9 protein-coding genes are annotated in these 10,129 nt (G+C 38.4%); 8 read left to right on the top strand and 1 reads right to left on the bottom strand.

What is annotated here, in order from left to right:
* The 6 genes from I4V44_RS16570 to I4V44_RS16545 all read left to right on the top strand — a co-directional run.
* A partial coding sequence (locus I4V44_RS16570) for an AAA family ATPase (RefSeq protein WP_243280310.1) occupies nucleotides 1-891 on the top strand: 891 nt, incomplete at its 5' end.
* A gap of 43 nt (nucleotides 892-934) precedes the next feature.
* Nucleotides 935-2,521: an AAA family ATPase gene (locus I4V44_RS16565; protein WP_196002992.1), complete on the top strand. Its 1,587-nt coding sequence runs from the start codon at nucleotides 935-937 to the stop codon at nucleotides 2,519-2,521.
* Nucleotides 2,522-2,801: 280 nt separating this feature from the next.
* Entirely contained in the window at nucleotides 2,802-3,512 is a 711-nt protein-coding gene (locus I4V44_RS16560; RefSeq protein WP_118521984.1) for a TetR/AcrR family transcriptional regulator, read from the top strand.
* 25 nt (nucleotides 3,513-3,537) lie between these two features.
* Nucleotides 3,538-4,896 (top strand): MFS transporter, encoded by a 1,359-nt coding sequence (locus I4V44_RS16555; protein WP_196002991.1) that lies wholly within the window; start codon nucleotides 3,538-3,540, stop codon nucleotides 4,894-4,896.
* A gap of 80 nt (nucleotides 4,897-4,976) precedes the next feature.
* Entirely contained in the window at nucleotides 4,977-6,017 is a 1,041-nt protein-coding gene (locus tag I4V44_RS16550; protein ID WP_196002990.1) for an alpha/beta fold hydrolase, read from the top strand.
* Between the two features lie 123 nt (nucleotides 6,018-6,140).
* Complete coding sequence (locus tag I4V44_RS16545) at nucleotides 6,141-7,739, top strand: AAA-like domain-containing protein (protein WP_196002989.1); 1,599 nt, start codon at nucleotides 6,141-6,143, stop codon at nucleotides 7,737-7,739.
* A gap of 193 nt (nucleotides 7,740-7,932) precedes the next feature.
* Here I4V44_RS16545 and I4V44_RS16540 read toward each other — a convergent pair whose 3' ends face one another.
* Complete coding sequence (locus I4V44_RS16540; protein ID WP_118613898.1) at nucleotides 7,933-9,273, bottom strand: MATE family efflux transporter; 1,341 nt, start codon at nucleotides 9,271-9,273, stop codon at nucleotides 7,933-7,935.
* Between the two features lie 26 nt (nucleotides 9,274-9,299).
* On the opposite strand from I4V44_RS16540, the gene I4V44_RS18615 reads away from it, so the two are divergent.
* On the top strand, nucleotides 9,300-9,503 hold the full coding sequence (locus I4V44_RS18615; RefSeq protein WP_420314764.1) for a DUF6783 domain-containing protein: 204 nt from the start codon (nucleotides 9,300-9,302) through the stop codon (nucleotides 9,501-9,503).
* A gap of 267 nt (nucleotides 9,504-9,770) precedes the next feature.
* A partial coding sequence (locus I4V44_RS16535) for a helix-turn-helix domain-containing protein (RefSeq protein ID WP_196002988.1) occupies nucleotides 9,771-10,129 on the top strand: 359 nt, incomplete at its 3' end.

The following is a 10,129-nucleotide window of genomic DNA, read 5'->3' as shown; positions in this document are numbered from 1 at the left end:
AATTGTGATAATGTGGATAATGTTGTAGCGTTTATTACGAAATCCGTACAGGCTGAATTGAGAGAGATTTACCCTGGTGTTCTGCCTGAAGAAGAGATAAGTTTGTCGGAAAGTCTTTCGCGTATTAAAAATATTGTCGGACAGAAATTTATTATAATTATTGATGAGTGGGATGTTCTGATCAGAGATGAAGCGGCAAATAAAAAAGTACAGGAAAAGTACATTAATTTTTTGAGGGCAATGTTTAAGGGAACGGAACCGACAAAATATATTCAGTTGGCGTATCTTACAGGTATTTTGCCGATAAAGAAAGAAAAAACGCAGTCTGCATTAAATAATTTTGATGAATTTACAATGCTTGATGCAGGAGTGATGGCGCCATATATTGGATTTACAGAAGCTGAAGTGAAGGATCTTTGCGAAAGATATCACAGAGATTTTGAGAAAGTAAAATATTGGTATGATGGTTATTTGCTGGAGGACTATCAGGTATATAATCCTAAAGCAGTAGTAAGTGTTTGTGTGCGGGGCAGGTTTAGAAGTTACTGGTCTGAGACTGCTTCTTATGAAGCAATTGTTCCTTTTATCAATATGAATTATGATGGTTTGAAAAATGCTATAATTGAAATACTTTCCGGTGCTTCGATTAAAGTAAATACAGCTGCTTTCAAAAATGATACGGTAAATATACAAAGCAAAGATGATGTACTTACGTATTTGATCCATCTTGGCTATCTGGGATATAACCAGAACAGAAGAACTGCATTTGTTCCAAATGAGGAAATACGACAGGAACTTACTCATGCAGTAAAAAGAAAATCTTCAGATTGGAGGAGACCTGATGGATACATTTGTCCGGAATTCTTATATGGGGAGCTTCTCGGGGAATGATGTATATTGGGAAAAGCCATTTTTTGATTATGAGGTGTAAAGAATGGGGAGATTTGTGAATCCGGATAACAGTGCTTTTCAAAAAGCGGTGAATTCGGAAATATATGTGGATAAAACGGGATTTTTATCGTATACCAATAAAGTTATTGATACCAAACAGGCATTTATATGCAACAGCCGTCCAAGACGTTTTGGAAAATCTACTACGGCAGATATGCTGGCTGCTTATTATAGTAAGGGATGTGATTCGAAAAATCTGTTTGCGGATTTAGCTGTGAGTGATACGGAAGATTTTCATAAATATCTGAATAAGTATGATGTGATACATTTTGATGTTCAATGGTTTATTACAGAGAATAATATCAGCGAAATAGTGAATACGATTCAGAATAATATAGTAGAGGAATTAAAAAAGGAATACCCGGATATCTTAGATTCTGATGTGACAGGACTTCCGGATGCGATGTCTATTATAAATCAGGAAACAGGAAACAGATTCATTGTGATCATTGATGAGTGGGATGTTCTGATACGTGATGAGGCACAGAATCAGAATATTCAGGAAGCATATATTGGACTTTTACGGAGAATGTTTAAGGGAATTGAACCTACGAAATATATGGCGCTGGCATTTTTGACAGGTATTCTTCCGATTAAAAAGTTGAAAACGCAGTCGGCACTCAATAATTTTGATGAATTTACAATGTTGGGATCTGGAAATATGGCTCCGTATATTGGATTTACAGAAGAAGAAGTAAAGGCACTTGCCGGAAAATATCATCAGAATTATGATAAGGTAAAAAGATGGTATGATGGTTATCTTTTAAATAATTATCAAACATACAATCCGCAGGCAGTTGTAAGTGTAATGCTTAGAGGGGAATTTAAAAGTTACTGGTCAGAAACGGCATCTTACGAGGCTGTTGTACCATTGCTTAACATGGATTTTGATGGTTTAAAGTCATCTATTATTGAAATGTTGTCAGGAGATTCTGTAGAGGTTGATGTGACAACTTTTCAAAATGATATGGTAAGTTTTTCCAGTCGTGATGATGTTCTGACATATTTGATACATCTGGGATATCTGGCCTATGATCAGAATCGGAGACGGGCATTTGTCCCAAATGAGGAAATTCGTCAGGAATTGTCAAAGGCAGTGCGTAGAAAACATTGGAATGAAATGGCCGCTTTTTCACGCGATTCCGAAGAATTGCTGGAAGCTACGCTGGATCTGGATGCGCAGGCGGTAGCAGAAGGTATTGAAAAAATCCATAGGGAATATGCTTCTGTTATTCAATATAACAATGAAAATTCTCTTAGTAGTGTTCTTACGATTGGCTATTTAAGTACGATACAGTATTATTTTAAGCCGGTTAGGGAACTTCCGACAGGACGTGGTTTTGCGGATTTTGTTTATATTCCAAAACCGGAATATAGGTCTGATTATCCGGCTCTTATTGTAGAATTGAAATGGAATCAGAAGGCTCAGACAGCATTGCAACAGATTAAGGAAAAGCAATATCCGGATTCAGTTCTGGATTATACCGGAGATATTTTGCTGGTTGGGATAAACTATGACAAGAAGACAAAAGAACATCAGTGTCTGATTGAAAGATATGAGAAAAAATGAATATCTATATTTGATAAAAAATGGTTTTTCGTTATTACTGTCTCAATTAAGAGAATTGATAACGGAAAACCATTTTTTTATTTCTGAATCTGGTATTGACAGGCCTGAGGATTATTTTGAGAATTTTGTATTACAAGAACAAGAGCTGATAAGATGCACAAAAAATGACAGATGGATTTATATAATATATATAAAAATTTTAAAATAGAGCAAAATATATTGTATGATACATATAAAAATGATAGTATTACTATCATAAAATGCAAAAGGCGGTGAGCAGATGGAAAAAATAGAAGGCACATCTCCAACACGTGTGCGTCAGGCGCAGCAGAGAAGAGATAGAATTATAAATGCCTCTATGAAATTGTTTCAGGAGAAGTGTGTGGAGGATACTTCGATGGAGGAAGTTGCGAAACGGGCAGGTGTGGGAGCAGCGACGGTGTATCGTTATTTTTCTTCAAAGATAGAACTGGTAATTGAGACTGCAGAAGTATACTGGGAAAAGGTTTCGGAGAAATACTTAGGAGAGTTGGAGACGGGTAATATGCCAAATATTGCTGATGCAAAATCAGAGGCTACTTTGAAAATGGATGGCATCGAAAGTTCAGGCTATGATCAGTTACGGAAAATTTTGAATGTTTTTTGCAGGATATTTCTGGAGCAAAAGCCGTTTTTGAAGTTTCTTCACGAATTTGATGTTTTTGTGAAAAAGTATAATGTATCAGAGGAACATTTGGCTGATTATGAAAATGGGATTCTTAAATTGAAACCTTATGTGACCATTGCTCTCGAGAAAGGTCTGGTAGATAAAAGTCTTTCTTTTAACTGTTCAGTGGATGAGATGTATTTCTCTCTGACACATACCCTCCTTGCACTGATGGAGAAATTGGCAGTAGGAGGAGATATTCTGTCATCTGACCAGAATGTGGAGAGTGAAAAGCAGATCCGTATCATTATAGAGCTACTGTTAAGAGGAATAAGAAATTTCTAAAATATTTTTAATCTGGAGGTGTATCATGAAAAAGTTAGCAACAGGGAAAATATGGCAGTTTGCAGCTGGACAATTTGGATGGGCGATGCTGTCCGGGATTATTTCTAACTGGCTTGTATATTTTTATCAGCCGGATAAGACAGCCATCAGTCAGGGACAGACAGTATTTATTCCACAGGGGCTGGTGGTCTTCGGCATATTTACTATTATTGGCGGAATTACAGCTTTCGGAAGAATTTTTGATGCTTTTACAGATCCAATGATCGCATCTTTATCTGACAGATGTACGTCAAAGAATGGGCGAAGAATTCCGTTTCTGAAATGGGCATCTTTACCGCTGGCGCTTTCTACAGTACTGGTTTTCTGGTCGCCGGTTAATAAAAATAGCTGGATCAATGGAGTGTTTTTGCTGATTATGATTCTGGCATACTATCTATCCATTACCGCGTACTGTACACCATATAATGCGTTGATTCCGGAACTTGGACATACCCAGCAGGAAAGACTTAATATTTCCACAGTCATTTCTTTTACATTTATTGCCGGAACTGCAGTGGCGTATCTGGCACCTACGATATGGGGGATGTTCATTCCGGCATTTGGCAGAGTTGGAGCTATTCGTATGACCTTTACTTTGATGGCGGCTGTAGCGTTTATCTGTATGCTTGTACCTGTATTTTGCATTCGTGAAAAGGATTATGTAGATACGGTTCCTGCAAAGGAGTCAGCTTTCGGATCTCTTGCAGCTACTTTTAAGAATGCAGAATTTCGCAAGTTTGTGGCATCTGATATTTTCTACTGGATCGCACTTACCATGTTTCAGACAGGTCTTCCATTTTTTGTCACCAGTCTTTTGAAGCTTCCGGAAACGATGACAACTTTGTATTTTGTGGGAATGACAGCATTGTCCCTTGTATTTTATATTCCGGTAAATAAGCTTACTCCTAAACTTGGAAAGAAAAAGATGATTTTGTTTGCATTTGCAGTATTTAGCTTTGCCTATTTTTATACCGGATTTATGGGAAAAATAAGCTTTATTCCGGCATCGGTGCAGGGACTGATCCTGACAGTCGTGGCGGCTCTTCCTATGGCGATTTTCGGAATTCTTCCGCAGGCTGTTGTGGCAGATATTTCGCAGAGCGACTCGATTACATCAGGAAGCAATCGTGAAGGAATGTTTTATGCGGCAAGGACATTTGCATTTAAACTTGGGCAGAGTATTTCTATGCTGATATTTACCGCAGTCTCGACGATAGGGGCAGCAGAAGGAACTGGTTATAGAGTTGCTGCTTTTGGGGCAGCAGTATTCTGTTGTATAGGCGGGATTATACTGGTATTTTATAATGAGAAAAAGATTAATGGGATTATTAATAGGCACCAGTAAAGATTATAATACAGGCATGTATCGAATGGTGAAAAGCAGATAGCAATAGAATTATGAAAAAGTAACAGGAGTACATACGAATGGAAATAATACATGAGAATGAATATTTGTATAAAATGAATAATGAAATAGAACCATATCTTGCAACGCACCGTCAGGAGGGGTACGTTCCTGGTGCAGAGGATCATCTGCATCAAAAAGACACGGGGATAGTGGGGAAAATTCATGTACAGCGTTACCTGGCAGAGAAACCGAAAGGCGTGATTATAATCAGCCATGGTTTTACAGAAGCAGCGCCGAAATATGATGAGATGATTTATTATTTTCTGAAGGCTGGATATCATGTGTATATGCCGGAACATATGGGACATGGACAAAGTTATCGCCTGACAGCAGATCCATCTCTTGTACATATAGATACCTGGAAGCGATATGTGAGGGATTTTTTGAAAATATGCCATGTGATAAAAAAAACATACCCTGAATTACCGCTGGTTCTTTTTGCTCATTCCATGGGTGGGGCAATTGGTACAATCGCAGCTGCATGGGAACCGCAACTGTTTCAGAAGATTATATTGAATTCTCCTATGCTTCGCCCGCTTACCGGAAATGTTCCCTGGCCATTGGTGATCGCTATTGCACAGACGAAGTGCCTTTTGGGAAAAAAGGAAGACTATGTGGCTGGTCAGAAGCCTTATGATGGTAGTGAGACTTTCGAAACCAGTGGATGTACTTCCAGACCGAGATTTGAAAAATATAATGAGCTGCGTAAAGAGAATAAAAAATTCCAGGTTAGTGCAGCTTCTTATGGATGGCTTCTGGCGTCTGTAAAAATGAGCTGGTACATAAAATATTGCGGATGGAAGAAACTGTCAGCACCTGTTTTGCTATTTCAGGCAGAAAAAGATGATTTTGTATCTGTAAACGCATTGAGAAAATTTGCAGAGAAAATCAATCACAGAGGAATCACTTCCTGTGAATATGTATACCTGCCGGGAACCAGACATGAGACCTACTGCAGCGATGACAGGACGATGGAAATGTATTTAGATAAGATTATGAAGTTTCTGGATTCATGTAGCGGGGAGATGTTTTCTCATTATGAGGTGTTGAGAGAGTAAGTCATTGTCTGAAAGTTATATAAAACCTTTGGAATGTTGCTTTACGCTAAAATGGTTTCATGTTATCATTGTTTTAATTAAATGTGATAGCCGGGAACCATTTTTGATTGTGAGGTGTGATGAATGGGGAGAGTTTTTAATACAACAGGTGTGTGTATTCCAGAGAAACATTATATGGTAAATATTAATGGTCGTTTACAACAGATTAGAGAGCTTGTGGATGCAGGAAAATATTTTACTATTAACAGGGCCAGACAATATGGTAAGACTACAACCTTGCGCGCGCTTGCAGAAATACTTCGGGATGAATATTATGTTGTATTACTTGATTTTCAGACATTTGACAATGAGAAATTTAGTAATGGAAATGTGTTTTCAGTAGCATTTGCTGGTTCTTTTTTGCGTGTACTTCGCAGAAACTGTAAGACTATGAATAACGAAATGGCCTCAGTTATAGACGAGATGAGAAAGGATGCCGATTATGCTAACAGATACTTTTCTCTGAAAGAGCTATTTGAGGGATTAAGTGATATATGTGAAGCGGCAGACAGAAAAATAGTTCTTATGATTGATGAAGTAGACAGTGCAGCGAATAATCAGGTTTTTATTGATTTTCTGGCGCAGCTTAGGGCACAGTACCTGGACAGAGAATTTTATCCGGGATTTCAGTCGGTGATTCTGGCAGGAGTGTATGATATTAAGAATTTGAAGAGAAAACTCAGACCAGAGGAAGGACATAGATATAACAGTCCATGGAATATTGCCGCAGATTTCAGCATCGAAATGAGTTTTTCTGAATCAGAGATAGCAGGGATGTTGCAGGAGTACGAAATTGATCATCGTACAGGGATGAATATATCAAAAATGTCAGAATTGCTATATGCGTATACGGCAGGATATCCGTTTCTGGTTTCAAGAATCTGCCAGCTGATGGATGAAAGGGTACGGGACGAATATGAAAATCTGAAATTGGTATGGACGGAAAATGGTTTTAATGAAGCAGTGCGTATTCTGCTTGCGGAGAAAAATCCTTTATTTGAATCATTAGTTGGAAAAATATGCGATTATCCGGAGTTAAGTGTTATGCTGAAAACATTACTTTTTACAGGAAGAAATATCGCGTATAATCCGGATGAAACCTCGATTGATATGGCTCAGATGTTTGGCTTTATTAAAAACCAAAATGGGAATGTGGTTATTGCAAACAGAATTTTTGAAACGAGATTATATAATTATTATCTTACAGAAGCAAAGATGCAGCAGACAGAGATATATAAGGCAGCCCTGCAGGATAAGAGTCAGTTTATAGTTAATGGATATCTGGATATGGAACGGATATTGGAACGTTTTGTTGTTCATTTCCATGATATTTACGGGGAATCTGATGAAAAATTTCTGGAAGAGCAGGGGCGGAAGTTCTTTTTACTATATTTGAAACCGATTATTAACGGGACAGGAAATTATTACATCGAATCCAGAACAAGAGATCTTCGAAGAACAGATGTAATTGTAGATTATCATGGACGGCAATATATAATTGAATTAAAGATATGGCACGGTGACGAGTATAATAAGCGTGGAGAGCAGCAGCTTGTTGGATATCTGGAAGATTATCATGTGGATAAAGGATATATGCTTAGCTTCAACTTTAACAGGAAAAAACAGTCGGGAATCCGGAAAATTATGGTGAATGGGAAAACGATAGTGGAAGCAGTGGTATAAATTAATTTGGCAGAAAAAGGAACCCATTTTTAAGTGATGGAAAAGTACTTGAAGAGCTTTGTGGTGCATTTGTAAATAAAGAGCCGGAAAAGATAGAAAAGATATTTGGTGATTATTCATCGCTTACGATTAGAAATAGTTTCCTGTTATCAATATCTCAGTTAAGAGAACTGATAACGGGAAACCATTTTGGTTATTTGGCTGCTTTTTTATTCAATCGCCAGAAACAGATCATAAAAAAGATAATTCCATATACAGTTGTAATCGGTGTCGCCATTCCAACATAAGTCAGAGATGTTTCCGGTAATCTCGACATAATGATAGATACCGGAATTCGGATGCAGAATGCGGAAGTGATTCCCTGGATCATAACAGGAATACTTTTTCCACAGCCATTAAAATATCCGATACTGCTGAAAAGTACACAAGTCAGTATACAGTCGGCAGAGAAACCTTTCAGGTAAGCGGCACTCTGCGCGATTACCTCGGAATCATTGGTAAAGAAAGAGGATAATACTCCGCCTCCGAAGAATCCTACCATAAAGATGATGATTCCAACGGAACATCCGGTAATGATTGCAGTGTAAAAACCCTTCCATGCCCGGCTTTTCTTTCCGGCACCGATATTCTGCGCAACAAATGCTGATACACTCTGCATGATAGAGGACGGAACCAGCATAATAAAGGAAACGATTTTCTGTGCAATTCCATATCCGGCAGATGGCATCAGACCCATCTGATTGATAACAGAATTTACAACAAGAAATGAAATCTGAACCGTTGTCTCCTGAAGTGCGATCGGCACACCTACGTTCAATATTTTCCCCAACTCTTCCTTATAAATCCGACATTGTTCTCTGGAAAATTCTATAGGCATATCCTGCTTTCTTAATACAACGACAGAACAGACAACAGAGACAAACTGTGCAAATACAGTGGCAATGGCGGCACCCGCAACATCCATGTGAAATACTCCAACCAGAAGCAAATCTCCCAGAATATTTACGACGCAGGCAATTCCTACGAACAGAAGTGGAAGGTTCGCATTTCCCACACCTCGCAGCACCCCGCTGATTACATTGTATGCAATAATAATAACGATACCGGCAGAACAGATTCTGATATAAAGAATCGTTTTGTCAAAGGATTCAGCCGGTGCCTGTAAAAGATGCGCAATTCCTCCGGCGGCAAATTCCAGTACAAATGTCATGATGACAGCAATGATCAGAAAAAGAATGATCGTAGTTCCGACCGCATTTCCTGCTTCCTTTGGTTTTTGTTCTCCGATGTGATGTCCGATTATTACGGTGGAGCCCATTGCAAGGCTTGTGATGATAAAAGTAGCCATCTGCATAAAGGAACTTCCTGTTCCTACTGCGGAAATACTCGAGGCATTTCCGAATTTTCCAACAATCAGCAAATCAACTGCGCCATACGCAGCCTGCAGGATCAATGCTCCAAGCACGGGAATGGCAAACCGAAGCAAAGACTGGAACACAGGTCCTTCTGTAAAACTTATTTCTTTTTTCGACATTTCTTCCTCCTGAGAATGTGGCTTGAATGATTCAGATAGTAACGAGTGTACCAACAAATTGTGACGTACATCTTACAGAAAGTATTTTTCAGACACGCTCTAGTGTATTGATTGCTTGTTATCTGAAGCATTTAGATATTATCAGTATAACACAGTTATTGCGCACATTCTACTGTCACGTTGATAACCTTGTAAGTCTTGGAGTTACTGGTTACTGTTCAAATCTATAAAAAATCACAAAACACTTGTTCTGACACAATAAATATATTATAATAGAGGAAAAGAACAATATGCTCTTGGGATTTGGACGGTCGAAATAGGCAATAAGTGAGTGTACATAATGAGTTTAGATAATGATTCTCATGCAGTGTTTTTGTTTGATTCTGGTTATGAAATATGGCAGAAAGATGCTGGACGATAAGATAGCAGAGAGAACAAAAGAAATCTTTGAAATACAGCACCTGTTGGAACAATCCATCAGTATATAGAAAGTCAGGGTGAGAAAGATAAACCGGGCAGTAAAAATAAGGATTTATCCCAATAAAGAACAGATAACTCAGATAGAAAAAACGATCGGCTGCAGCCGTTTTCTCTATAACCGGATGCTTGCGGATAAGATCCGTTATTATCAGGAAGAAAAAAAGATGCTGAAAAATACGCCGGCCGGATATAAAAAAGAATATCCATGGCTGAAAGAGGTAGATTCTCTTGCACTGGCGAATGTACAGTTAAATCTGGAAGGGGCTTTCCGGAAATTTTTCCGGGAACCGGGAGTGGGCTTTCCGCATTATAAATCAAAAAAACATTCGCGGAAATCCTATACAACGAATATGGTAAATGGGAATATCTGTCTGCA

Origin of the sequence: Blautia sp. 1001283B150304_161114_C9 (assembly GCF_015668165.1) — a bacterium.
In the GTDB taxonomy this organism is placed as follows: domain Bacteria; phylum Bacillota; class Clostridia; order Lachnospirales; family Lachnospiraceae; genus Blautia_A; species Blautia_A wexlerae.
The sequence above is the reverse complement of the archived record's forward strand: the minus strand, read 5'-3'. Positions and strand labels throughout refer to the sequence as shown.